This window comes from Candidatus Pseudomonas auctus (assembly GCF_048654275.1).
Lineage (GTDB): Bacteria > Pseudomonadota > Gammaproteobacteria > Pseudomonadales > Pseudomonadaceae > Aquipseudomonas > Aquipseudomonas pharyngis.
In genome coordinates this window covers 143,835-167,661 of record NZ_JBJYZK010000015.1, presented here as the reverse complement: position 1 = coordinate 167,661, position 23,827 = coordinate 143,835, and the positions used below count along the sequence as shown (strand labels likewise).

General features: G+C 61.4%; 21 protein-coding genes. 6 read left to right on the top strand and 15 right to left on the bottom strand.

Features of this window, described 5'->3' with window-relative positions:
- Window positions 1-226: 226 nt before the first annotated feature.
- The 9 genes from madM to mdcA all read right to left on the bottom strand — a co-directional run bounded on the left by madM (window position 227) and on the right by mdcA (window position 7,472).
- Window positions 227-991 (bottom strand): malonate transporter subunit MadM, encoded by a 765-nt coding sequence (gene madM / locus ACKUG4_RS23965; protein WP_007953314.1) that lies wholly within the window; start codon window positions 989-991, stop codon window positions 227-229.
- A 1-nt stretch (window position 992) separates the two neighbouring features.
- The gene (gene madL, locus ACKUG4_RS23960) at window positions 993-1,409 is read right to left on the bottom strand and encodes a malonate transporter subunit MadL (protein ID WP_064380127.1); all 417 of its coding nucleotides are present in this window, start codon (window positions 1,407-1,409) and stop codon (window positions 993-995) included.
- A 64-nt stretch (window positions 1,410-1,473) separates the two neighbouring features.
- The gene (gene mdcH / locus ACKUG4_RS23955) at window positions 1,474-2,394 is read right to left on the bottom strand and encodes a malonate decarboxylase subunit epsilon (RefSeq protein ID WP_445434966.1); all 921 of its coding nucleotides are present in this window, start codon (window positions 2,392-2,394) and stop codon (window positions 1,474-1,476) included.
- Window positions 2,391-3,011: a malonate decarboxylase holo-ACP synthase gene (locus ACKUG4_RS23950; protein ID WP_445434965.1), complete on the bottom strand. Its 621-nt coding sequence runs from the start codon at window positions 3,009-3,011 to the stop codon at window positions 2,391-2,393. Before ACKUG4_RS23950 ends, mdcH begins: the two co-directional genes overlap by 4 nt.
- Window positions 3,005-3,790 carry a biotin-independent malonate decarboxylase subunit gamma gene (mdcE, locus tag ACKUG4_RS23945; RefSeq protein WP_445434964.1) on the bottom strand — a complete coding sequence of 262 codons (786 nt, stop codon included), beginning with the start codon at window positions 3,788-3,790 and terminating at the stop codon, window positions 3,005-3,007. Before mdcE ends, ACKUG4_RS23950 begins: the two co-directional genes overlap by 7 nt.
- Window positions 3,787-4,638 (bottom strand): biotin-independent malonate decarboxylase subunit beta, encoded by an 852-nt coding sequence (locus tag ACKUG4_RS23940; protein ID WP_064380119.1) that lies wholly within the window; start codon window positions 4,636-4,638, stop codon window positions 3,787-3,789. The genes mdcE and ACKUG4_RS23940 overlap by 4 nt, the downstream gene beginning before the upstream one ends.
- Complete coding sequence (locus tag ACKUG4_RS23935) at window positions 4,631-4,930, bottom strand: malonate decarboxylase subunit delta (RefSeq protein ID WP_003229075.1); 300 nt, start codon at window positions 4,928-4,930, stop codon at window positions 4,631-4,633. Before ACKUG4_RS23935 ends, ACKUG4_RS23940 begins: the two co-directional genes overlap by 8 nt.
- On the bottom strand, window positions 4,930-5,802 hold the full coding sequence (locus ACKUG4_RS23930) for a triphosphoribosyl-dephospho-CoA synthase (RefSeq protein WP_445434963.1): 873 nt from the start codon (window positions 5,800-5,802) through the stop codon (window positions 4,930-4,932). Before ACKUG4_RS23930 ends, ACKUG4_RS23935 begins: the two co-directional genes overlap by 1 nt.
- Window positions 5,802-7,472 (bottom strand): malonate decarboxylase subunit alpha, encoded by a 1,671-nt coding sequence (mdcA, locus tag ACKUG4_RS23925; protein WP_445434962.1) that lies wholly within the window; start codon window positions 7,470-7,472, stop codon window positions 5,802-5,804. The genes ACKUG4_RS23930 and mdcA overlap by 1 nt, the downstream gene beginning before the upstream one ends.
- Window positions 7,473-7,748: 276 nt before the next feature.
- On the opposite strand from mdcA, the gene ACKUG4_RS23920 reads away from it, so the two are divergent.
- Window positions 7,749-8,111, top strand: a complete 363-nt coding sequence (locus tag ACKUG4_RS23920) for a DUF6124 family protein (RefSeq protein WP_445434961.1) — start codon at window positions 7,749-7,751, stop codon at window positions 8,109-8,111.
- A 349-nt stretch (window positions 8,112-8,460) separates the two neighbouring features.
- Window positions 8,461-10,272 (top strand): glycosyltransferase family 8 protein, encoded by a 1,812-nt coding sequence (locus tag ACKUG4_RS23915; RefSeq protein WP_445434960.1) that lies wholly within the window; start codon window positions 8,461-8,463, stop codon window positions 10,270-10,272.
- A 264-nt stretch (window positions 10,273-10,536) separates the two neighbouring features.
- On the opposite strand, the gene ACKUG4_RS23910 is transcribed toward ACKUG4_RS23915, so the two are convergent.
- The 6 genes from ACKUG4_RS23910 to pilG are packed head-to-tail and all read right to left on the bottom strand — an operon-like array spanning window position 10,537 to window position 20,402.
- Entirely contained in the window at window positions 10,537-11,004 is a 468-nt protein-coding gene (locus tag ACKUG4_RS23910; RefSeq protein ID WP_236187497.1) for a chemotaxis protein CheW, read from the bottom strand.
- Complete coding sequence (locus tag ACKUG4_RS23905; protein WP_445434959.1) at window positions 10,997-16,912, bottom strand: Hpt domain-containing protein; 5,916 nt, start codon at window positions 16,910-16,912, stop codon at window positions 10,997-10,999. The genes ACKUG4_RS23910 and ACKUG4_RS23905 overlap by 8 nt, the downstream gene beginning before the upstream one ends.
- A gap of 35 nt (window positions 16,913-16,947) precedes the next feature.
- Complete coding sequence (locus ACKUG4_RS23900; protein ID WP_085611970.1) at window positions 16,948-19,008, bottom strand: methyl-accepting chemotaxis protein; 2,061 nt, start codon at window positions 19,006-19,008, stop codon at window positions 16,948-16,950.
- A 13-nt stretch (window positions 19,009-19,021) separates the two neighbouring features.
- Window positions 19,022-19,561, bottom strand: coding sequence for a chemotaxis protein CheW (locus tag ACKUG4_RS23895; protein ID WP_007953327.1), 540 nt, complete (start codon window positions 19,559-19,561; stop codon window positions 19,022-19,024).
- A 10-nt stretch (window positions 19,562-19,571) separates the two neighbouring features.
- Window positions 19,572-19,937: a twitching motility response regulator PilH gene (gene pilH, locus ACKUG4_RS23890; protein ID WP_011336365.1), complete on the bottom strand. Its 366-nt coding sequence runs from the start codon at window positions 19,935-19,937 to the stop codon at window positions 19,572-19,574.
- A 60-nt stretch (window positions 19,938-19,997) separates the two neighbouring features.
- The gene (gene pilG / locus ACKUG4_RS23885) at window positions 19,998-20,402 is read right to left on the bottom strand and encodes a twitching motility response regulator PilG (RefSeq protein WP_007953330.1); all 405 of its coding nucleotides are present in this window, start codon (window positions 20,400-20,402) and stop codon (window positions 19,998-20,000) included.
- A 224-nt stretch (window positions 20,403-20,626) separates the two neighbouring features.
- Between pilG and gshB the strand changes: the two genes are divergently transcribed.
- The 4 genes from gshB (at window position 20,627) to ruvX (ending at window position 23,764) form a co-directional block, all read left to right on the top strand.
- Window positions 20,627-21,577: a glutathione synthase gene (gene gshB / locus ACKUG4_RS23880; protein ID WP_445434958.1), complete on the top strand. Its 951-nt coding sequence runs from the start codon at window positions 20,627-20,629 to the stop codon at window positions 21,575-21,577.
- A 107-nt stretch (window positions 21,578-21,684) separates the two neighbouring features.
- Entirely contained in the window at window positions 21,685-22,584 is a 900-nt protein-coding gene (locus tag ACKUG4_RS23875; protein ID WP_445434957.1) for an energy transducer TonB, read from the top strand.
- A 170-nt stretch (window positions 22,585-22,754) separates the two neighbouring features.
- Entirely contained in the window at window positions 22,755-23,327 is a 573-nt protein-coding gene (locus tag ACKUG4_RS23870) for a YqgE/AlgH family protein (protein ID WP_011336368.1), read from the top strand.
- Window positions 23,327-23,764: a Holliday junction resolvase RuvX gene (ruvX, locus tag ACKUG4_RS23865; protein WP_007953334.1), complete on the top strand. Its 438-nt coding sequence runs from the start codon at window positions 23,327-23,329 to the stop codon at window positions 23,762-23,764. The genes ACKUG4_RS23870 and ruvX overlap by 1 nt, the downstream gene beginning before the upstream one ends.
- Window positions 23,765-23,827: the final 63 nt, after the last annotated feature.

Below are 23,827 nucleotides of genomic sequence, written 5' to 3'. Positions count from 1 at the left end.
ATTGATACCTGTAAACCATGTCCCCGGTCTCAAACGTAAAGGATGTACCCGGTCTTTACCCACCCCAGCCCTCTCCCCCAAGGGGGCGAGGGGGAAAGGGAGCAGATCGGGGGCTTTTCAAGACCTGAGTTCGACTCAGAAATCTCAGGTCGATGTATAACGCCAAAACACCTCGGTCAGTCCCCTCTCCCTCCGGGAGAGGGTTAGGGTGAGGGGCTTTTGACGTTCAGCCAACAATCCCGCGAACAATGAAGAACAGCAGCGAAGGCCCAAGCAGGCAACCAAGTCCGGTGTGGAACGTCGCCGTCAACGCCCCATAAGGCACCAACCGCCGATCCGTCGCCGCCAGCCCCGCCGTCACGCCACTCACCGTCCCGGCCAGCCCGCCGAACACCATTGCCGAGCGCGGATTGTCGAGGCCCATCCAGCGCGCCGCCACCGGCGTGCCGACCATCACCAGAATCGCCTTGATCAACCCGGTGGCAATCGACAGCGCCATCACATCCGACGTCGCGCCAATCGCCGCACCGGTCACCGGGCCGACAATGTAAGTCACCGCACCCGCGCCGATGGTGGTCATGCTCACCGCATCGCGATAACCGAACGCGTAAGCCATGCACGCACCGACAATGAACGGCAGGATCGTGCCCAGCAGCAGCGCAATCACGCCGATCATCCCGGCCTTCTTCGCCTCGGTGGCCTGCACCTCAAATGCGGTAGCGACGATGGCGAAATCCCGCAGCATCGCGCCACCCATCAGGCCGATGCCGGAGAACAGCGTCAGGTCCGCCAGGCCTTTCTGCCCGCCCGTCATCGTCCCGCCGACCCAGGCCAGCACCAGGCCGATGACGATGGCAATCGCCGAGCCGTGAATCCGCCCGAAGGTCAGGCGTTTGGAGAGAATCACCGAGACCCACATGATCACGCCGACGAAGGCAAAGGCAGTGATCAGACCGTTGTGTTCCAGACCTTTTTCAATGAGATCCCACATATCAGCGACCTCCTACCGGTGTGCCGACCGGGGAGATTTCCGCCGGTTCGTCGGGCAAGGGCTCGCCCTTGTGGGTGCGGCTGATCAGGGCAATGGTGCAGCCACAGACCAGCACCGAACCGATCGCCGCCAGCACTGCCACCGGGCCGCCGTGCAGGGCGGTGACGACGTTCTGTTGCGCGGCCATCGCCACCACCACCGGAATGTACATGGCGCCCCAGAAGCCGACGCCCATCTCGCAATCCTTGGTCATGCCGCCGCGTTTCTGCATCCACAACCGCGCGCAGATCAACAGGATCATGGCGATGCCGACCCCGCCGACGTTGGATTTGACGCCCAGAAGAACACCGAGCATGTCACCCATGATCACCCCTGCCAGCGTACAGATCGCCAGCAGCGCCACACCGTAAATAATCATTGTTGTAGTCCTCAAAGTGCATCGTCGAATTGTTTTTGTTGTTCGAAGCATGAGTCGCGGCGGTCTAGAGTCGGCGGCCCTCCTCTTCACGCAACAGCGCCTGCAAGGTGTCGAGCCGGGCACTGTCGAAGGCAGTGACAGTCCCCTGTTCGAACACCCGGCGCGCCAACCCGGTCAGCACCGCACCGGGCGGCAGTTCGATCTGTAGACGTACGCCGCGCTCGTAGGCGCTTTGTACGGTGCCGCGCCAGTCCACCACGCGGCACATGTTGAAGGCGAGGTCGTCGCGCAGCGCTTCTACCTTGGTCACAGGCCTGGCGCGACTGCCGCTCAGGTAAGCGATGTTCGGTGTTTTCAGTTCTACCCTGGTGAACGCTTCGGCGAGGGTTTGCGCAGGCTCATCCAGCAACGGGCAGTGCGACGGCACGCTGACCGCCAGCCGTTTTGCCAGACCGGCGCCACGACTGCGCGCCAGCTCGGCGACCGCTTGCATCGCCTTGTCGCTGCCGGCAATCACCACCTGGTTATCGGCGTTGATATTGGCCAGGTACACCGGTGTTTCTGCGCCGTGCACCTGCGCCAGCAGCATTTCGACTGTGGATAATTGCAGGCCGATGATCGCGGTCATGCCGAAGCCCTGTGGATAAGCCTGCTGCATCAACTCGCCGCGCAGGCTGACCAGATGCAGCGCATCGCTGAAGCTCAATGCTCCGGCGACCACCGCTGCCGGGTAGGCACCAATGGACAGGCCGGCGACGTAATCTGCGGTGAGTCCGTCCTGCAACAACTGCCGCGAGGCTGCAACGCCGGCGATCAGCAAGCAGAGCTGAACCGCCCGGGTGCTGCGCAGCGCTTCGCTGGAATCCAGCCGCAAGACATCTTCACCGAGCTCGTCGCTGGCCTCGATCAGCGTTTCCCGAGGCAAACGCTGAAGCATGCCGGGCTGCTGCGCGCCCTGGCCGGGAAACACCAGCAGGCTGCTCACGCTGCCTGCTCCTGCGGGTTCCACGGATCAGACACCAGACAGGCTTCATGGGCGTTTTTCAGCAGCACCCGCGAAGCATTTCCGGCCCATTCGCGCAGGGCGACGGCACCGAACGGCGTCTGCAATTGCAGGTCGACCCGGCAGATCGCCTGATCGAAATGCGCCACCAGTTTGCGCGCCTGGTTACGGGTAATGAGTTGCGGTGTACGCAGAATCAAGTCGAGATCGCTGCGCTCGTGCATTGCCGTAAATCCACTGGCCAGCTCAAACCCGACACTGCCACTGACACCCCAGATCCAACCGCAATCATCGAGCACCGGCCGCAGTTGCCGCAGCGCCTGCATGACCGGCAGATCACGCGCGCTCTCTACATGACAAAGCGCTTCCGGGCTGACCCGACAGGCAATCGAATCGACAGACATAAACGCCGCCAGCCGCTGCTCGCGCAACCGACCGCGCACGCCCACTGCCACAAGTCCTTCCTCACTCAACGCCCGCCGCACCACCACCGGTTGCCCGGCAGCCAGCGAATCAATCGCCCACTGCGGCGCTTCCGCCGGCAACTGCGCCGGCGTCATGCCCCACAGCAGGTCGTGGGCGAGAACGCTGTTCACCACTGCGCCCTCAGCAATTCACGTACACGGCTGGAGGCTTCGCGGTTTTTCGCGCCGAGACGATTGCTCAAATCAGTCGCGCCAATATCTTCGATGGCTTGCTTCAGGCATTCGCCGACCCGCGCCAGATCCTCCGCCGTCGGCTGTTCGATCTGCTGCACCGACAAGGTTTCCCAGAGCAATCCGAGGCTGGCATAGCTGTCGATGTCATAGGCCATCGGCGGCACGCTGGACGCCAGGGCTTCCAGTTCTTCGACGCTGCGCAAGGTCACCCGTGCCGCCGAAGCCTTGCCCATCGCGTGCACCATCACCCCCGGATCGCGCAGGGCGATCAAGCGATTGGCCTGATATCCGTGAGCGAGAAACGCCCCGGACATGGCCTTGCCCACCAGCAGCGCAATTACCGGATGCCCGGCCAGCCGCGCACGGGCATAAGCGTGCGCCGCACCGGCCAGGGCCTGGTGAATGCCGAGGGCTTCTTCGCGGCGACCGTAGGCCTGGCTCGGCACATCGACGATGGCGATCAAAGGGCGTTTTTGCGTCTTGTCGCGGTCAGCGGTGATCGCGTCATCCACCGCCTTGGCCAGGCCCCAGCCTTCGAGCAATCCGACTTCGCCGTTGCGGGCGCGAGGGAAACGGTTTTGCGGATCGGCGACCACCGCGATAAAACGCCCGAGTGCCCCGTCGGCGACCTTCAGCGAGGGCGGCAAACCTTCAACGGCATTCGCGCCAGCGCTCAAGGCGTTGAACCAGTTCAAACCGCGCACGGAATAACCACTCATGAGCGCTCTCCTTGATACAGATCGCGAACCACCGAAGGCTCGATTTGCTTGTCAGTGTCCAGGCTCGTCAGGCGTTGCAGGAACCACTCGGCCCGTTGACTGCGCGGTTGCGCCGGCAAGCCTTGTTGCAGCAACTCGCCGACCTGCTGGCGAATCTGCGCCACGTCATCGGCGACATAACGGTCCACCAGACCACTGGCGAAACGTTGCTCGCCACCGGTCAGGCTCCAGATGAAGGGCCGGTCGCGAGAGTCGTATTCCTCGATCCCGGCTTCCTGCTCGATCACCTGCGGGCCGTTCAGGCCGAGGCGTGCTTCCTGGGTCACCAGCAAATAGCTGCACAGCGCGGCGGCAATCGACATCCCGCCAAAGCAACCGACGCTGCCGGCCACCACGCCAACCACCGGTTGGTATTGCTGCAGATCGACAATCGCCGCGTGGATGTCGGCAATCGCCGCCAAGCCAAGGTTGGCTTCCTGCAGGCGCACGCCGCCGGTTTCCAGCAGCAGGATGGCGCGGGTCGGGATGCCTTTGCGGTTGTCTTCGGCGGCCAGTTCCAGCGCGCCGGCGATCTTTGCGCCGCCGACTTCACCGAGGCTGCCGCCCTGAAACGCGCCTTCGATGGCGGCAATCACCACCGGCAAACCGTCGAGGCTGCCCTTGGCGATCACCACACCGTCATCGGCCTGGGGCACCACGCCCTGGCGTTCCAGCCACGGCGACATGACGCGTTGAAACGGATCGAGCAGTTCGCGGAAGGTGCCGGCGTCGAGCAAGGCTTTCGCCCGCTGCCGTGCGCCGAGTTCGACGAAGCTGTGTTTGTGTAGAAGTGCCGAGGTGTCAGTCATGGCCGATCTCCTCGAAGCCTTGTTCCAGCCGCAGGCGCACCACGCCAGGGGTCGCGCCGAAGTCGTGGATATCGATGGCCATCGCCGGTGGCGTGGTGCCGTCGAACATCCGCGCAAACAGATGCTGCCAGCGCTGCTGCGCGCCGTTGACCGAGGTCTGCACGTTGATCGTCAGCTTGCCGGCCAGGCCCGGTTCGATCAGCACTTCCAGATCGCCCGAACCGACACAACCGACCAGCGCCCGACCGCGTGGCGGCTGCCCGGCGGGGAATTCAAAGGATAAGGTTTCCATCAAAACGCTCCCTGAAGGATGCCGTCGCGCTCGATCCGGTCAAGCAGCAGGCTGGCGGCGAGCAAGTCGGCGGCGCCACCGGGCGAGGCATTCAATGCGATGAGTTGTTGATCGAGTTCGTGCAGGCGACGGCGACCGGTGAGGCTGGCGCTGCCACCGGCGTCGAGCACTGCCTGGGCGCCGTGCTGCATCGCGTGCAGGCCCTGTTCGCCAGCGCGGTACAGCACGCAGGTGTCGGCCAGCTCAGTCATGATTGCGAGCAAGGCATCGAGCCGGGCGTTCTGTTCGCCATGGCCGGCGGCACGGCTGCGTTTGAGCTGCGGCAGGCCACGCTGCACTACGGACGGGAAGCCGAGTTGCGCTTCTTCCCGGGCGCCGCGAGCGCCATAGCGTTGGGCGACTTGGGCGCCATGGCTCAGCGGACGCGGCGCATAACAATCATCGAGCAACGCCAGACGCGCAGCGCGCAGCGTGACAGCGCTGGCGCTGGTGGATTTCGTGTCCAGCGCAGCAGCCGTGACCAGCAGGCCCAACGCCCAGATCGCCCCGCGATGGGTGTTCACGCCGTGGGTGGTGGCGAGCATCGCTTGCTCGCCTTCCCGGCCGATGCGGCCGATGGCTTCGCGCAGCGGTAAGCCGATCTCGCCGAATTCAAGCGCGGCCTCGGCCATTTCCTTGAACGCCGGCCACAGCGCCAGCGCCGAGGCATGCATCAATCCCAGGTGCAGATCGGTGTGAGCACCGTTGCCACGGCGGTCGACCAACGCCGGTTTCGGCGACAGGTCGGCTTCGTCGATCAGCGCGTCCACGGCCAGGTCCGCCAGCCGTTCCGCAAGGGTGATGGTTTTCGGTTGCAGGTTGAATGCGTGCATTACCAGCTCCTGAACTTGGCGGGCGGGTTGTAGAGGCCGCCGGACCACTCGACCAGATCGGCCACGCTTTTCGCCGCCAGCAGTTCGCGGGTGGCATCGGTGCGGCGGATGCCGAGGTCTTCGGGCAAGGCGATCAGGCCTTCGCGGCGCATGCGTTCGGTGTCTTTCGGGTTGTGCCGCAGGCCGATGGCGGTGACGCCCGCAACCGCAGCGATCATCGCCTGACGCTCTTCCAGCGAACGCGCCTTGTACAGGTAGGCGATGCCTTCTTCGGTGAGCAGGTGAGTAACGTCGTCGCCGTAGATCATGATCGGCGCGAGCGGCATGCCGCTTTTTTTCGCCACCTCCACCGCGTCGAGGGTTTCGACGAAGGTCGGTTTGCCGCCCTCCTGGAAGGTCTCGACCATCTGCACCACGAGTTTCTTGCCGCGCTCGAGCATCGGCTGCTGCGAATCGTCATGGCGCATATCGAGCCAGGCCGGAGTGCCGTGACGACGGCCGCGCGGGTCGTGGCCCATGTTCGGCGCGCCACCGAAACCGGCGAGACGGCCACGGGTCACGGTGGAGGAATGGCCGTCGCCATCGACTTGCAGGGTCGCGCCGATGAACAGGTCCACCGCGTACTGCCCGGCCAATTGGCAGAACATCCGGTTGGAACGCAGCGAGCCGTCGCGACCGGTGAAGAACACATCGGGGCGAGCGGCGATGTAGTTTTCCATGCCCAGTTCGGTGCCGAAGCAATGCACGCTTTCGACCCAACCGCTTTCAATCGCCGGGATCAGCGTCGGGTGCGGGTTGAGCGTCCAGTTGCGGCAGATCTTGCCCTTGAGGCCGAGGGATTCGCCGTAGGTCGGCAAAATCAGCTCGATGGCAGCGGTGTTGAAACCGATGCCGTGATTCAGCGACTGCACGTTGTGTTTTTCGTAGATCCCGCGGATCGCCATCATCGCCATCAGCACGTGCACTGGCTTGATGTGGCGAGGGTCGCGGGTGAACAGCGGCTCGATGTAGAACGGCTTGTCCGCCACCACCACGAAATCGACCCACGACGCCGGAATATCCACCCGGGGCAGTTCGCTGACATCGTCCACCAGTTGATTGACCTGAACGATGACGATGCCGTCGCTGAACGCCGCCGGTTCGATCAGCGCCGGGGTGTCTTCGGTGCTTGGGCCCGTGTAGATGTTGCCGGCCCGGTCAGCCATGAACCCGGCCGAGAGCACGACGTTGGGGATCAGGTCCACCACCAGCCGGGCGTAGAGTTCGATGTAGGTGTGGATCGCGCCGATTTCCAGCAGACCGTCTTCGAGCAACTGGCTGATGCGCAGGCTCTGGGTGCCGGCGAAGGAGAAATCGAGCTTGCGGGCGATGCCGCGTTCGAACAGGTCCAGATGCTCGGAACGGCCGACGCTGGGCATGATCATGTGCAGGTCGTGGAGCTTTTCAGGATCGGCCTTGGCCAGAGAGCGCGAGAGGAAATCCGCCTGCTTCTGGTTGTTGCCCTCCAGCACCACACGGTCGCCCGGATGGATCAGCGCTTCGAGTGCCGCGACGATTTTGTCGGTGGGCAACACCGCACCGTCGGCCAGCCCGCGCACTTTGTCGAGGCGCCGCTGCTTCTCGTCACGCCGCCGCGTCCAGCGCGAGTCGGGGGAAATGGTTGTTGTCATGCTCGCTCCACGGGGTTCGCTGTCGTGGAGCTACCTTAGGAGTGTCGGGTGGGGGCATCAATCAAGCTGGGTGGTGGATTGTTACGGTCAGAGTAATGGTTGCCTGAACTGACGTCATCGCTGGCAAGCCAGCGATAGGGCCAGTGAGGCGACACAGCTTTGAGACATGCAACGTTTTCTTCATTTACCCCCGGATTTCCAGCCTGCGTACAGCTGCCACCCCTTCGCCTGGAAATCGAATGGTGCAGCTAAAAATCACTAAATGAAGGTACTACTATGTTCAAAGTCACTCCCAATCCCCCAGATACAAACTCCCAATCCCCCCACGAAGACGAAAAGCTCAAGAAAGCCGCCGAGCGCGCCTTCTCCCATTACTTCCCACCCGCGTCCGAAAAATCGGACAAGCGCCGAAAATTCCAGCTGTTCACCGTTGCGCCTGGTATCACTACCGAAGCCCTGCTGGCCAATGCTTCCGAAGACTTGCTGTCCATCAGCGCCATTGCGGCGGATCTGGCGGACGATGTGGAGGGCTCGCGTCGGTCTGTGGCCTTGGCGTTAAGCCGTATGGCGGATGGAGTGCATTTGTTGGTGGAGCGGGCGTTGGATCATCAGGAGGCGTTGGCTCAGGCCAAGCGCTGACGCGAAACCTCTGTGGCGAGGGAGCTTGCTCCCGTTCGACTGCGCAGCAGGCGCTAAATATTCAGCGTGCTGGAGATAATGGGGCCGCTGCGCAGCCCAGCGGGAGCAAGTTCCCTCGCCACAAAAGCTATTGCAATGGCCCAGGCCAAGGTAATCGGTCACTAAAATGACATTTTCATCGCAAAACAATATAACTGACTGTCATTTTTGACAGGTGCGACTCAGTCGCCGGTTGAGTTAGTGTAAAACCCAATGAAATTCATAAATATTAAATTGTTGTCTATTGAACAACTATAGCTCCACTTTTTCGCTGGGCGGGTGAACGCATCGTCGCGAGAGGACTGCTTAGATGATAGATCTCCAAAAAAAGTCAATGATACTTGATTTGCAAAAATCGCTGGATTTAACGCAAAGAGACTATCGCATCTGCGATAAAAAAACACCTCGGGAAAATTTATCTGACCTTGAGGTATTCACAATAAGGTTTGCGTTAAACAGTACCTCTACTGATGAACTAATACTGTTCTTGGATGGAATATATGGCAGTACCGATGGTCGATCCATTAGGACCTTGCTATCACTCGCGGTTCTCTATGGTGCGGATCGATTTATCGTTAATTTGATTTCTCATCCTTTATTTGAGTTTGTTACAGCATACTCAAAAGAATTAGTTGATTTAGCGTCTGGTCTATTGTGCAAGAATGAGATCGAATCCGCTAAAACCTTAATACAGTATCTTGTCGGTGTTTGCCCGTATGATCTGAAAATAAAAGCTTTAGAGCTGAGGCTGACTGCTGAATGTTATGGAGAAAGAGAGGTCGATGAGCTATTTTTAAAAATAACTCCTCAAGACTTTATGATGGAGTCAAGCCTCGCGGAATTTAGAATAGACTTTCTCTGCGAACATAATAGGCTGGATGAGGCAGGAAAGCTGATTGCTGGGTATTCGGAACTTTCATGTGTGCCATCATCGCTCCTAGGAAGAATTATTTATTACCATATTGAAGTGGGAAACTTTGTTATTGGTAGAGCGTTATTAAAATACTGGTTGCGCCCTGAATTTTGCTATCACACACAAATGCAAACTGTCCTACGGGTAATCGACAGCAAAGCAGGGGCTCAAGAGGTGGTAGGAATGATAGAGGATGTTGAAGGCTGGTATCGTTTTCCAGATTTGCTTTCTTGCAGAGAGGCAATTTGCTCCGCTTATGGCTTAACGTCCGGATATGATTTATCTGATTCTGGTTTTTTAGATTTTAATACATTTGGATCGCCACTGAAAAATCCAGATGCCAAAAACGTTATTCTTTTTTGTATTGATCGTTCTTATCGAGTCCCGGCACTCGTGGCAATTTTTGGCTTGGTAAGGGAAATGTCTCATTGTTCAGAGAAACCAGTGCTTGCACTATTTCTGCCTGAGGTAGAAATGCCATTCTGGATAATGATATCCCGACAATTGTCAAAGTTTGAGGAATGGCCAGATTTTTTACTAATTCACGAAAACATGCCAGACATCAGCAAGACCCGAGAGCATTACGGCTGCCTGAGTCTACGCACACTTCCACCTATGGCTTACGGTAGATTGTTCGCTATAAAAATGCTGTCCCGCCTAGGCTATGATAAGTTGCTTTATTTAGACGCTGACGTTGTGATAACTAACGATCTCACACCCATTTTTGCTACTAATCAGCTGGGTTACCCAGTGTCTGGCGCCGTAGATAGGCCGATAGATAAAGTTGTTCGAGCGATGAAGATTCATGGGATATCAAATAAAAAATACATGAATTCTGGTGTCATGTTATTTGATCTCAAGCATCCGGCAACCGAGGTCATTTTGAAAAAGGCAATAGGCTACGTATTGGACCCGGATGTAGAGTTAATATTTCACGATCAGTGCGCGATTAATCGAGCGCTAAAAGGTCATTTTCATCCACTACCCAGAAAATATAATACTTTTTTATTTCCCGGCATGTTGACTAACCGAGAAAGTGAGAGTGTCATACTGCATTTCTTAGATTGTCCAAAACCATGGGAAGTTGCTCATCGAGGTGGGCATGCGGTGTCCCTATGGCATAACCAAATGTCACTTGCAAAAAAAGATTCAGAAAAATTTGGGCTTGATGAGCTGGAGTGTGTAAATAAAGAAATGATGCCAAGTTAGTTTTATCAAATTAATAAGCGACGATTAGAAGCTCGGGAAAAATACGCAAGCGCCAGCGTCACAGGGGGTAGTGAACGGCTGAGTGGTTGGTTGGCTGCAGCTAAATGTCGCAAAGCGGCCTCTTGCGTCTTTCGGATGAAATGAACTGTCAGTAGCGCAGAATGTTTAGCGCGCTGGAAATAATGGGGCCGCTGCGCAGCCCAGCGGGAGCAAGCTCCCTCGCCACAAAAGCCGTCGCGTTGCCAGCTCTGAAACTGAGGTCGGTCAGACCAGGCCGGCGTTTACCAGCAACTCCTCCAACGCCAACAAATCCGGCACCTTCGCCACCTGCTCCCCGACCTGCACCGCCGCCTGCTCCAGCGCACACAACGGCACGTCGACATAACTCAACTGGCTGTCGAGCTTGTACGAGCGCGGAATCCCCTGCACCAGCAGCGCGATGAACTTCAACTCCGGCCGCCCGCCGAGGGCATTGAGGATGACGATCCGTGCCCGTTCGCCGATGACGATCTTGTTGCCGCACGCCGACTCGAAACTCAGCAGCGGAATCTGCCGCTCACGCCAGGTCACCCGACCGAGATACCACGGCGGTGTGTCGAGATCGAAGGCGCTGGACTGGTAGTCGATCAGCTCGGCGACGGCGACGTTGGGCAGGATCAGATTGCGATCCGCCAGCGGCAGCAGCAGCCCGGTGAGCTGGCTGCTGCGTTGGTTGTGCCGGGGTTCATGCATGTTTTTTGCTCCACAGGGCGATGCTTTCGAGCAGCACCGATTCCTGGTAAGGCTTGCCGAGGTAGTCGTTGACGCCGATGGCCATCGCGCGGTCGCGGTGTTTCTGTCCGGTGCGCGAGGTGATCATGATGATCGGCAGATGCTGCAGGCGTTCATCTTGGCGTACCTGGGTCGCCACTTCGAAGCCATCCATGCGCGGCATTTCGATGTCGAGCAGCATCAGGTCCGGCATGTGTTCCTCCAGCAGCAGCATGGCATCGACCCCGTCCTTGGCGGTCAGCACGTTCATACCGTGGCGTTCGAGCAGACGGCTGGTGACCTTGCGTACCGTCACCGAGTCGTCGACCACCATCACCAGCAACGGCTTGTGCGGTTCGCTCTCGATTTCATGGCCGGCCGGACGCTGCGGCAATCGCGCCTGCATCGCGCGGATCGGCGCCAGCAGGTCGAGAATCAGCACCACCCGGCCATCGCCGAGAATCGTCGCCCCGGACACGCTCTGCACCGATGCGAACTGCGGGCCGAGGCTCTTGACCACGATCTCGCGGGTGCCGGCCATCGTGTCGACCTGCACGGCGATGTGCCGGTCGTTGCACTGCACCAGCAAGACCGGCACCGGCAGGCTCTGGCCGGACAGTTTCGGCCGTGGCACGGTTTTCAGCAGCTCGCCCAGATAGCACAGCTCATAACACTGGCCGCCATACTGATAAGTCGGCGGGTCGAGACGGAAATGCCCGTCCAGTTCATTCGGCAGTACGCGGACGATGCCGTCGATGGTGTCCAGCGGAATCGCGTATTGATCCTCGCCACACTGCACCATCAGTGCACGGTTGACCGACACGGTGAACGGCAGGCGAATGCGAAAATGCACGCCCTGCCCCGGCACCGAATCGATGCTCATGGTGCCGCCCAGTTGCCGCACTTCTTCATGCACCACATCCATGCCCACGCCGCGCCCGGAAATCTGGGTGATTTTCTCGGCCGTGGAAAAACCTGGCTGGAGGATGAACTGCAACACCTCGCGGTCGCTGATCTCGGCGTCCGGCGCCAGCAGGCCGCGCTTGATCGCCTTGCGCCGCACGGCATCCAGCGGCACGCCGGCGCCATCGTCGCGGATGTCGAACACGATGTCGCCGCCCTCGCGGGACAGGTCGAGGCTGATCTGCCCCTGCGCCGGTTTGCCCGCCGCCAGCCGTACTTCGGCGGACTCCAGGCCATGGTCGACGGCATTGCGCAGCATGTGTTCCAGCGGTGCCGCCATGCGCTCGAGGACGTTGCGGTCCATCTCGCCTTCGGCGTTGCCGACGCTGAACGCCACGTCCTTGCCCAGCTCTTCGGCGACCTGGCGCACGATGCGTTTCAGACGCGGCAACATGCGCTCGAACGGCACCATGCGCGTGCGCATCAGGCCTTCCTGCAACTCGGTGTTGATCCGCCCCTGCTGCTGCAACAGGTTCTCCGCGTCGTGGGTGCGCCGGTCGAGGGTTTCCTTCAAGTCCAGCAAGTCGGAAGCAGACTCGAACAGCGCCCGTGACAGCTGCTGCAACTGCGAATGGCGGTCCATTTCCAGGGGGTCGAAATCTTCGTAACCGAGGCGTTCGGCATCCACTTGCTGACGGCTGAGGATCCGCCCCTGGGTTTCGGTGTCGAGCCGGCGCAACTGGTCGCGCATGCGCTCGATGGTGGTTTCCATCTCGTGCAGGGCGGTCTGCGCATCGTTGACTTGCTGCTCGATGCGCCCACGGAAAATCGAGGTTTCGCCAGCGAGGTTGACCAGCTCGTCGAGCAGTTCGGCGGAGACCTTGACCATGTCCGCCCCGGTCTCGGGCGCCGGGGCCGCAGGCTCGGCCTTGACCGCAACCGGCGGCACGGGCGCCGGGGTTTGCACCAGCACGGGATGGCTGAAATTCTGGATCGCGCTGATCAGGCGGTCCGCCGGCGGACACGGCTGACCGGCGCGCACCCCGTCGAGCATCTGCGCCAAGCGGTCATGGCCGCGCTGCAACAGCGCGAACAGTTCGGCGCTGCCCTGCAGGGTGCCGGCAGACAGGCTTTCGTAAAGGTTTTCCAACTCATGAGCAAGGTCGCCGATCGGGCCGATTTCCACCATCCGCGCGCCGCCCTTGAGGGTGTGCAGATCGCGCAGCAGGGTTTCCACTTCCTGGCGATTGCCGGGTTCGGCCTGCCAGCGCAGCAACGCGGCGCCGGAGTTTTCGATGATGTCGAAACCTTCCTCAAGGAAGATCTCCAGCAGCTCCGGATCGTGGCCGGGGCCATCCTGCGTGGCGGAAGCGGTCGGCGTCTCAGGACTGGCGCTCGGGCCCTGGCGAAAGCGGCGGATCGCCTCGATCAGGTCCTGCGCCGGATCCAGCGGCTGGTGCCGGTGCAACTGTTCGAGGAACAGCGCCAGGCGCTCATGGCTCTGGCGCAGCAATCGATCCAGAGCTTCGCTGTGGCTGTACCGACGATCCACCAGCCCTTGGTAAAGGCCTTCCAGCTCATGGGCCAGATCACCGACGGCCGCCACCTCGGCCATCCGCGCGCCGCCCTTGAGCGTGTGCAAATCCCGCTGCAGCGACGACAGCGGTGCGCCGTTTTCCGGATCCTTCAGCCAGCGCTGCAAGGCTTGGCCGGCGCTGTCGAGAATGTCCACCGCCTCTTCGAGGAAGATCTCGACGATCTCGTCGTCCGGCCCGCTGTCGGCGCTGTGTTGTTGCAGTTCGGCGGTGGCGCTGCCCAGTTCGCGGATGCTCGTGGTGCGGCTGCCATCGCTGCGGATCAGGCCCATGGCCGACGGGTCGAGGCTCTCGTCGAGCAGTTCGTGCAAGGCTCGGATGCGTTGCGGTTGCGGGGTGATTTCCTGGCCGGCGGCCAGTTCGTCGAGCATGTTGATCAGCGCTTCATGGGCCTGCTGCGCCTCATGGAAAAACCGCTCGCTGACCGCCAGGCTGCTTTCCTCGACGGCGCCGTATAGATCGAGCAAGGCTTCACACAGCACATCCACCGGCAGCAGATCCGCCAGGTGTGCGCCCTCGCCCAGGGTGGTCAGCTCATCCAGCAGCGCGCTGAGTTCCTGACGTTCGCCGGGGTGCTGCTGCCAGCGCTGCAAGAGGCTTTCGGCGTCGAGCAGGATGTCCATGCCCTGGGCCAGAAAGTTGTTGATCAGTTGCGGATCGCGTTTGACCCGCAAGGCGCTGCTGGGGGCGCTGAGGATCGACTCCAAACGCTCGCCAAGCAGGGTTTCGGTGCGTTTGATCAGCGACTGCGCGCCGACAATCGGCGCCAGCGGATCGTGTTTGAGCTGACGCAGACCGACGCGAAACAGGCCCTCGGCTTCGAGCAGCAGTTCCACTTCGTCGAGGTCTAGCGCCAGTTGATGGGCCTTGAATTCCCGGGCCAGTTTATCCAGCGACGCCGCCAGTTCGGCAATCGGTGACACCCCCGCCATCGAGGCGCTGCCCTTGAGGGTGTGCAGCGCGCGCTGCAACTCGTCGCTGGCCTGCAACGGCACATGCTCGGCAGCCTGATCGAGGAAGCGATTGAGGCTGGCGAGGTGGGTTTCGGCTTCGTTGCGGAAAATCTCCAGCAACAGCGGATCGAGGGCCGCGACATCTTCCACATCTTCGGCGGGCAGCGGTGTGTCACCCTTGGCCAGCGCATGGGCGCGGGCCGCCAGTTGATCGACATCGTGGCGCTGACGCTGACCGTTGGTGGCGAATTCGGCGATCAGGTCCGGCAACAGCAGCAGCGTGTCGGCCAGCAACTGGCGCACCGCCGGGCCGGGTTCGACGCTGTGTTCCAGCACGCGGTTGAGCAGGTTTTCCACCGCCCAGGCCAGCTCGCCGAGGACCAGCGCGCGCACCATCCGGCCGCTGCCCTTCAGCGTATGGAAGCCGCGGCGCAGCTCACTGAGGGCGGCGCGGTCATCGGGCTCGGCAGACCAGCGCGGCAGGTAGTCGCTCAGCACCTCGAGCACTTCCCCGGTTTCTTCGAGGAACACTTCGCGCAGCTCGTCATCCACCGGTTCTTCATCGGCCGGTGGTGGCAGCAGGCTACCCGGCGTGGTCAGCGCCGGCGGGTTGACCGCCGAGACCGGGCTGGCCAGCACTTCGGCCAACGACTGCACGATCTGCGGGTCGTCCAGCTCCTGCAAATCCTGCATCACCAGCGCTTCGCTGGGGCTGAGCACATCGTCGAGCACCGGCACATGCGGCTCGCCGGGCTGTTCGTCAGGAAAGAAACCGAGACTGGCGAGGCTTTTCTGCGCGATATCCAGCAAGTGTTCGCTGGGTGCCTGCGGGTCGTCGGTCAGGCGCTCGAGGTAATACTCGAGGCTGGTGATGGCGTCGGCGAGGCTGTCGAGTTGCTGCCACCCCGGCTCGTGCGGGTCGAGCAACAGGTGCTCGCGGATAAATCCGTTGCAGGCTTCGAGCAGGCTGGCCGCCCGCGCCAGCGGAATCATCGCCAGCGCGCCGCGCACCTGGGTCAGCAGCGCCGGCAGGCTTTGCAGTTGCTGGCGATCCCAGTCGGCGTCGATGTAGTCGACGATCATGTCCTTGGCCTGTTGCAGACAGATGCGCGCTTCCTTGATCACGATCTGATGAATCTGCGTCAGGTCGGTGGTCGGCAGCCGCGAGTCATCCGGGCTCTCCGGTTCCACCGTGCCGACCATCCCGGCCAGCGTTGCTTCGACGTAGAGCAAGGCGCCGGCGACGTCCATCAGCGTGGCGTCGTTCGGTTCGCGCTGGCCCTGAGCGAGGCTGAGCACCACCGCCAGTTGATCGATGATCACCTTGCGCGGCTGGCCGAAACCGAGCACCGCCAGGGTGTCGGCGATCTGCCGCAGCGGTGCCAGCAGGCTGTCCAGGTCCGAGGCGTGCTGGCGGTCGCTGCGCACGAACAGGTCGAGGCGTTCCTTGACCCGCACCAGCTCTTCGCACAGCGCCGCGAGCACCGAGCGCATGGCATCGCGGTCGGGGCCGGCCAGACGCGCGCGTTCTTCGTCGACCATCGCGCTGTCGGGCAGCGCGTCGTCCAGGGAGTAGCGATCTTTCATGGTCAGCATCTGCCCGGTGGGATGTTCGGCTTTGGCGATATAAAACAGCAGGCTTTTCAGCAGTTCAGGCGGTGGCGGCTGGTTGAGGCCGGGCATGCCCTGTTCGAGCAGGCGCTTGAGTTCCTTGTCGGCGTCCTTGAACAGGCTGCGCAGGGCCGGACTGTTGGCGATCCGCCCTTCACGCATGCCCTCGACCAGCGCCGACGCGACCTGCCACAACGGGCTCAGCGGCGAGTTACCGCTCAACGCTTCGAGGCGGGTAAAGACCTTGGCCAGATAACCGAGGTGCGTCTGGTCATCCTGTTCGCGGAGCAATCCGACCAGCGCCATTTGCAGCATCTGACGCAATTTGCGCAACACATTCGGCAGCTCTGCCGGCTCCAGCAGCGCCAGGGTTTCCTCGCCCAAAGACGCAAGTTCAGGCAACTGCGGGCTGAACAGGCTGGTTTCCGACAACAGGCTTTCGCCCCGGGCGCTGCGCAAGTCGTTGATCAGCGGCAGCACCACCAGTGGCAGGTCGCGGCGGGCGCCCTGCACGCGGTCGAGGTAGATCGGCAACTGACCCAGCGCCTGCAACAGCAAGTGCAGCGCTTCGTCACGGTGGCTGACGCGGTCGCTCTGCAACGCTTCGACCAGGTGTTCCATTTCTTCGGCGAGCAATGCCGCGCCGTAGAACTCGACCATCTGCAGGCTGCCGTGCACCTGATGGATGCAGGCCAGGCATTCGTCCAGCCCGGGCACGGACTGCGGATCGTCGAGCACGGCTTCGATGGCCTGATGCGCCTGCCTCAGCGTCTCGGCGATTTCACCCTTGACCCATTCAAGGGCCACGTAATCGTGCCGGTCACCCATAACCACTCCGCTCGACATTGCCTCGCCCGCAGGCCTCACGCCTTGTCCGAGACGGGCGCAGACGCCGCCGGCAAGGTGAACCCGGACACCGAGCGACGCAACTGGCTGGCCATTTTCGCCAGGTTGCCGATGCTCTCGGCGGTGGCCGTGGAGCCGGACGAGGTCTGCGAAGTGATCTGCTGGATCACGTTCATCGTCAGGGAAATCTGCCCGGCCGAAGACGTCTGCTGCTGCGCCGCGTTGGAAATGCTCTGGATCAGCGCCGCGAGGGTCTTGGACACGCCTTCGATTTCTTCCAGGGCCACACCGGCATCCTGCGCCAGCCGCGCGCCGCGCACCACTTCGGTGGTGGTCTGCTCCATGGAAATCACGGCTTCGTTGGTGTCGGTCTGGATCGCCCGCACCAGCGTTTCGATCTGCCGGGTCGCAGCGGACGAGCGCTCGGCCAGCCGCTGCACTTCGTCGGCCACCACGGCAAAACCGCGCCCGGCATCACCGGCCATCGACGCCTGAATCGCCGCGTTGAGGGCGAGGATGTTGGTCTGGTCAGCAATGTCATCGATCAGGCTGACGATGTCGCCGATTTCCTGGGACGACTCGCCCAGGCGCTTGATGCGCTTGGCGGTGTCCTGGATCTGTTCGCGAATGTTGTCCATGCCGTGGATAGTGTTGTGCACCACTTCGTTGCCCTTGTTGGCAATCTCCACCGAACGTTCGGCCACCGCCGAAGATTCGGCGGCGTTGGCCGATACCTGATCGATGGACTGGGCCATGTCGCTGATCGCGGTCGAGGCTTCGGAAATCTGCTGGGCCTGATGCTCCGAGGCCTGGGCCAGATGCATGGCGGTGGCTTGGGTTTCCTGCACCGCAGCGGCGACCTGGCCGGCGGTGAGGTTGATGGTGGCGACCAGATCGCGCAACTGGTCGACCGAATAGTTGATCGAGTCGGCGATGGTCCCGGTGAAGTCTTCGGTCACCGAGGCGGTCACGGTCAGGTCGCCGTCGGCGAGGTCTTCGATCTCGTCGAGCAGGCGCATGATCGCGTTCTGGTTGCGTTCGTTTTTCTCGGCGGTTTCGCGCAACTGACGGTTGGTTTCCCGGACCATGACCAGGCCGATCAGGATGATCGAGGCCAGCGCCAGCAGGCCCAGTACGTAGCCGCCGATGGTGTCGGTGTTACGCCCGCCGGCAAGGTTTTCGAAACGGCTGGCCAGGTGCGAGGCTTCGTCGAGCAAGGTCTGCGACAGGCTGAAAATATTGGTGGCCGACTCACGGACCTTGAACAGCTCCGGCGAGGTTTCGAGGATTTCATCCACGGAACCTGAGACGAACTGGAACAGCTCGGAAATCTCGCTCAGACGCGCACGGGCATCGCGGTCTTCGACCTGGCTGACTTTCAGCGCCGGGTTGCCTTGCAACATGCCGTTGAGCACCTGGCCGAAGCGTGCGGCATCGCGACCGAACGCGTCGGCAGCCTGCTGGGAGTTTTCATCGCCCGAGAGCACGGTGTTCACCGCGCCGAGAATCCGTTCGGCCAGCAGCGACTGACGCTGGGCCATCGCCACCTGCGCCGCCGGAGCGCCGCGTTGGAGGAGGATTTCCACGACCTTTTCGTATTCGATCTGCAACTGCGGCACGGTTTCGGCCAGGGTCGCGGCCACTTGATGCAGGGACAGCACGGTCTGTTCGCTGGAAAGAATCGCGTCGGTGTTTTTCAGCAGGCGCTCCCAGTCCAGCTGCACGGCGCGCATTTCCGGCCGCACGACGGATGGCGCCGGCGGCAAGCCGGTGCTCGGGTCGCCTTTCTTCAGGTAACCCCAGCGCTGAGCAAAATCATTGCGCGCATCGCTGAGCAGCTTGAACGCTGCGGCTTTGCCGGCGGCAGCCTCGGTGGCGTTCTTGGCGATCCGCTGCGACAGCACCCGCAGCTCGCCGGCGTGGCCGATGTACTGCTTGTCGTAGTTGGCCTGGGTGTTGAGGTAAGCGAAGTTGGCGAACAGCAGCATGATGAACACGATCAGTGCGATAAACAGCACGATGATCTGCGAGCGGCTGCGCGAGCCTTCTGCGGGCTTGCCTGTTTTTGCTTTGATCATCGGTCCTCGCCTGTTAAACCGCGACGTGCATGAAACTCGGTGACTGCGCCAGCGCAAACAGGCTGAACACCCGCCAGTTCTGCTCGCGCCGGAAATAGCCCTTGATGAACTCGCCTTTGGAGCCTTGCCGTTTACTGATCGAGACGGATTCGAAACTGTCCTGCTCGAAGTGCTGCAGGCCGAAGACTTCATCGACCAGCAACCCGGCAAACACGTCCTGATGCTCTACCACCAATACCCGCCGCTGTTTGCGCATCGGTGACAGCTCATGGCCGAAAAAGCCGCACAGGTCCATGACCGGCAGCAGCCGTCCGCGCAGATTGGCCACGCCCTTGACCCATGGCTTGACGCCCGGCAGCTGGGTGACACGCAGTTCGGGCAGCACTTCGCTGACTTCGCCCATCGGCGTGACGTACCAGTGCTCGCCCAGACGAAAGCCGATGCCGCTCCAGCGATCCTGGCGCGCCGGTTGCGACGGCAGGTCCGCCGCCAGCAGGCGACAGCGCTGGTCGATCTGCCACAACAGTTCGAACGCGGTCAGCGACTCGCTCATGGCGGCGCGATCAACCGGCCAGCACGTTGTTCAGGGTCTTGATCAGCGTGTCTTCGTCGACCGGTTTGGTCAGGTAGTCCCTGGCGCCCTGGCGGGTGCCCCAGACCTTGTCGGTCTCCTGATCCTTGGTGGTGATGATGATCACCGGGATGTGGCTGGTTTCCGCATCCTTGGTCAACTGGCGGGTAGCCTGAAAGCCGTTGAGGCCGGGCATGACAATGTCCATCAGCACCGCGTCGGGTTTTTCCTGGCGGGCCAGGGCCACGCCGTCGGCGCCGTTTTCGGCTTTGAGCACTTCGTGCCCGTGCTTTTCCAGCATGCCGGTGAGTTTGTACATTTCGGTCGGCGAATCATCGACGATCAGGATACGTGCCATGGTCTTCCCCATTTTTCTTGTCGACACCGGGCCCGCTGGCCGAGCGTCTCTGTGCGTGTCTTACTGCGGCAAAGCGGCAGCGAAGCCCGGAACATGGGCCGAGATCGCGTCGAGCAGTTCTTCCTTGCTGAAAGGCTTGGTCAAAAATTGATCGGAACCGACAATCCGCCCTTTGGCCTTGTCGAACAGCCCGTCCCGGGACGACAGCATGATCACCGGCGTGCCCTTGAACGCATTGTTGTTCTTGATTAAAGCGCAGGTCTGATAACCATCCAGACGCGGCATCATGATGTCGACAAAGATGATCCCGGGATGGTGGTCGGCGATCTTCGCCAGGGCGTCAAAACCGTCGATCGCGGTGATGACTTCGCACCCTGCATTTTTCAACAGGGTCTCGGCGGTGCGACGAATCGTTTTCGAGTCGTCGATCACCATGACCTTCAAGGCGCTGGACTGCTGTTCCATAAGGGGGCTCTACCGTCGCCTTTGCGAATCAATTTGTCCGTTTTGCGATGACTGATGGCTGGAAACCCTTGATGCTCAAGGGCCAGCGCGGCTGGGAGCCTTTTTAGCACAGTCTCCAGACGCAATCTATCGACGGGTTTTTCCTTGACCGAAAACCCGCCCGGCGCCACTCTGGCGGCACTTTTTTCATACCGATCCGGTAGCCAATTTTCGAGGAAAACCCAATGAGCGTTCGCGTCGGGATTGTCATGGACCCTATCGCCAGCATTTCCTATAAAAAGGATAGCTCGCTGGCCATGCTGCTGGCGGCGCAGAAGCGCGGCTGGGAACTGTTCTATATGGAACAGAAAGACCTTTACCAGGGTGAAGGCCAGGCACGGGCGCGAATGAAGCCGCTGAAAGTCTTCGCCAACCCGGAAAAATGGTTCGAACTGGGCGCCGAGCAGGATTCGCTGCTCAGCGATCTGAACGTGATCCTGATGCGCAAGGATCCACCGTTCGACATGGAGTTCGTCTACTCCACCTACCTGCTCGAACAGGCCGAGTCCGCCGGGGTGCTGGTGGTCAACAAACCGCAGAGCCTGCGCGACTGCAACGAAAAGCTGTTTGCCACGCTGTTCCCGCAGTGCACGCCGCCGACCGTGGTCAGCCGCCGCGCCGACGTGCTGCGTGAATTTGCCGCCAAACATGGCGACGTGATCCTCAAGCCGCTGGACGGCATGGGCGGTACTTCGATCTTCCGTCACCGCGCCGGCGACCCGAACCTGTCGGTGATTCTGGAAACCCTGACCGCCCTCGGCGCCCAGCAGATCATGGGCCAGGCCTACCTGCCGGCGATCAAGGACGGCGACAAGCGCATCCTGATGATCGACGGCGAGCCGGTGGATTATTGCCTGGCGCGGATTCCGGCCCAGGGCGAAACCCGTGGCAACCTCGCAGCCGGTGGCCGTGGCGAAGCTCGTCCGTTGACCGACAAGGATCGCTGGATCGCCGCCCAGGTCGGCCCGACCTTGCGCGAGAAAGGCCTGCTGTTCGTCGGCCTGGACGTGATCGGTGAGCACCTGACCGAAATCAACGTCACCAGCCCGACCTGCATCCGCGAAATCGACAATGCCTTCGGCACCGACATCGGCGGGATGCTGATGGATGCGATCGAGAAAAAGCTGCAAGCTTGATGTGCATCACATGCAGCCTGTCGCTTGATGCTTGAAGCCCAAGGCGTGAAACCAACATTGCGTTATCATGCGCGGCCTGTGAAAAACGCGATGTTGGTTTTCTTGTCATGACACTTCCGTCCGATCTGCCCGCTGAACTCGCCCATAAAGGCGTGCGCCCGGTCGATCGCCTCGGATTTACCCTGTTTCTCGCGGCGCTGATCCACCTGGCGCTGCTGCTCGGCGTGGGTTTCAGCATGGTCGAGCCCAAGCAGATCAGCAAAACCCTGGAAATCACCCTCGCTACCTTCAAGAGCGAAAAGAAGCCGGCCAAGGCTGACTTCCTCGCCCAGGAAAACCAGGAAGGCAGCGGCACCCTCGACAAGAAGGCGATTCCCAAGACCACCGAGGTCGCGCCGTTCCAGGCAAACGAAGTCAAGAAAGTCACCCCGCCACCGGCCGCCAAGCCGGAAGTGCAGGAAGCCGCGCCCAAGGCGGCCGTGACCACCGTCGCGCCGAAACCGAAAAAAGCGCCGACCAAGAAAGAAGAAGCCAGGACCGAGACCAAACCGACGGTCGACGCCCCGACCTTCGACAGCTCGCAGCTCTCCAGCGACATCGCCAGCCTTGAAGCCGAACTGGCCAACGAACAACAGCTGTATGCCAAGCGTCCGCGCATCCACCGCCTCAGCGCCGCGTCGACCATGCGCGACAAGGGCGCCTGGTACAAGGACGAGTGGCGCAAGAAGGTCGAGCGCATCGGCAACCTCAATTACCCCGACGAAGCCCGGCGCAAGCAGATCTACGGCAATCTGCGCCTGATGGTGTCGATCAACCGCGATGGCTCGCTGTACGAAGTGCTGGTGCTGGAGTCTTCCGGCCAGCCGCTGCTGGATCAGGCGGCGCAACGTATCGTGCGACTGGCGGCACCGTTTGCACCGTTTACCGGGGACCTGTCGGACATCGACCGGCTGGAAATCATCCGCACCTGGAAATTCGCCCGGGGTGACAAGCTCTCCAGTAACTGACCGTCCGCGGCCCCCTGTGGGAGCGAGCCTGCTCGCGAATGCGGTGGATCAGCTACATCTATATTGAATGACACACCGCTTTCGCGAGCAGGCTCGCTCCCACATTGGATCGGTGTATTGCTTACATCTCCAGCTTGTCAGTTCGCCCCCCGAACGCCACACTACCGCACATGAAAAACGTCAGCCCCAGCTACCTCAAGCATCACTTCCTGATCGCCATGCCACACATGGCCGACCCGAACTTTGCCCACACCTTGACCTACATCGTCGAGCACACGGCCAATGGCGCCATGGGGCTGGTGGTCAACCGACCGCAAGAGCTGAATCTGGCCGACATCCTCGAACAACTGCGCCCTGACATCGACCCGCCAGCGCTGTGCCAGCATGTGCCGATCTTCATCGGCGGCCCGGTGCAGACTGATCGCGGTTTTGTCCTGCACCCGGCGGGCAAGACGTTCCAGGCGACCGTCGAGCTGGAGGGCGATCTGGCCCTGTCCACCTCGCAGGACGTGCTGTTCGCCATCGCCGATGGCGTGGGCCCGGCCAAAAGCGTCATCACCCTCGGTTATGCGGGCTGGGAAGCCGGGCAACTGGAGGCCGAGCTGGCCGACAACGCCTGGCTGACCTGCCCCTACGACGCCGACATCCTGTTCAACACCAGCAGTGAACTGCGCCTGGAAGCAGCGGCCAGGCACCTGGGGATCAACCTCAGCCTGCTGACCAGCCAGGCAGGACACGCCTGATGGCCCTGCGCCTGATCCTCGGCTTCGACTACGGCACCAAACAGATCGGCGTGGCGGTCGGCCAGGTGATTACCGGCCAGGCCCGCGAACTGTGCACCTTGAAGGCGCAAAACGGTGTGCCGGACTGGAATCAGGTCGAAGCCCTGATAAAGGAATGGAAACCCGACGCCGTGGTGGTCGGCCTGCCGCTGAACATGGACGGCACGCCCAGCGAGATGTGCGCCCGCGCCGAGAAATTCGCCCGCCGCCTCAATGGCCGCTTCAACCTGCCTTTCTATACCCACGATGAGCGCCTGACGACCTTCGAAGCCAAGGGCGAGCGACTGGTGCGCGGTGGGCAGAAGGGCAGCTACCGCGACAACCCGGTGGACGCCATCGCCGCCGCCCTGCTGCTGCAAGGCTGGCTCGACGAAAACACCGCACTATTTGAATCCTGACAAGCGCTACGGCGCTTTTCTTTTGGTTACAACCCGAGCCCCGGTTCGCGAGAACCGGCTCGA